Origin of the sequence: Xanthovirga aplysinae, from assembly GCF_009711365.1 — a bacterium.
GTDB classification, from domain to species: domain Bacteria; phylum Bacteroidota; class Bacteroidia; order Cytophagales; family Cyclobacteriaceae; genus Xanthovirga; species Xanthovirga aplysinae.
In genome coordinates, this window is the sequence record NZ_SMMB01000333.1 from 1 (window position 1) to 1,162 (window position 1,162).

General features: G+C 34.3%; 1 protein-coding gene. It reads right to left on the bottom strand.

Annotated features, from left to right (window positions below):
• Window positions 1–34 precede the first annotated feature (34 nt).
• Window positions 35–1,066: a hypothetical protein gene (locus tag E1171_RS01005; RefSeq protein ID WP_155203214.1), complete on the bottom strand. Its 1,032-nt coding sequence runs from the start codon at window positions 1,064–1,066 to the stop codon at window positions 35–37.
• Window positions 1,067–1,162: the final 96 nt, after the last annotated feature.

Here is a 1,162-nt window from a genome sequence, read left to right on the forward strand (position 1 = left end):
CGGCTATGATTTCATACATATTGTTAGCAAACGTTTATAGATTTTCAATTTGATATTTATACGTTCTAGTTTCCTTTTCTCCAGTTTCGTAATTATTCATTTCTTCTTTTTCCATTAGTCCTAATTCATTATAAGTGTATTTCATTTCTGCAACTTTCTTGAATTTTTTGGAGACAGGGACAATTAGTTCCCCCTTGAATTTCGTCTTGTATACAGTTATGCTTGTCAAATATCCTTCTTCATATTGATTATGCCTTACATTTAGGGTTCCCTTTCGTTCTGAATAACTATACTCAGTTTCTCCCGCTTCATTTTTAGTCTCAGCGAATCGATAAAAAAATGCTATCTGTCCATTTCTGTAATGGTTGATAGTTGAAATCTGACTTTTTGAATCGAGATATTCATAAACGTTTTCTCTGTTTATTTCACCCTTTGAGTTGACAACAGTTTTCTTAATTTCTCTCAGTTCAACATCGTACTTTGTTGTGGTGGATAATGTGTCTTTGTGCATTTTACTGTATTCAACATACTTAATAGGATTTCTATTCTGGTCTAAATGTTCTCTGTTTAGAAAAATCCTGTCAGAGGAGTTCATAACAGCTACTTCTGACGAATTCATCAAGTCCGAGAATGTTCTAAGTCTTTCAATATCTGCGTAGGCATTCGTATTTTGTTTGCCTTCATCAGGGTAACTTCTTTGATATGAATGTTTAGTGCTACTGTCATCAGAATACTCATATTCATATATGTTGTGTCCTGCATTCGAGTTAAATGCATATCGCTTTACAGTTTTTCCAGATTCATCATATTCAAAGGCATATATAAATCTATGCGGCTCTGTCCAATTGAAAAATGGGGGGATATCACCTTGAATATACTGGAATACTTGTCGTCCAGTCTCGTCGAACTCTTCCACTTTTGTAGTTTCCCCATCTCTTGTTTGAATAATTCGGTAGGGGTTATTTGGAGGCTTCTTTAGTTCAAATGAGATATTGTTAAATGCGAATTGACCAAAGGAGTTAAGGCTCAATCCAATTAATAGAAATGCCAGAATTATTGACCTCATACTTTGCGACTTGCTCATGTTTGCTAACAACCGTGTAAACGGAATTCCGTTTATTTCGGATAAACCGAATTCCGTTTATTTAGTATATATCTTTTA

What these genes read in the sequence shown, in the direction of transcription:
- E1171_RS01005 (WP_155203214.1), bottom strand. Translation starts at nt 1,066, where the DNA reads ATGAGGTCAATAATTCTGGCATTTCTATTAATTGGATTGAGCCTTAAC.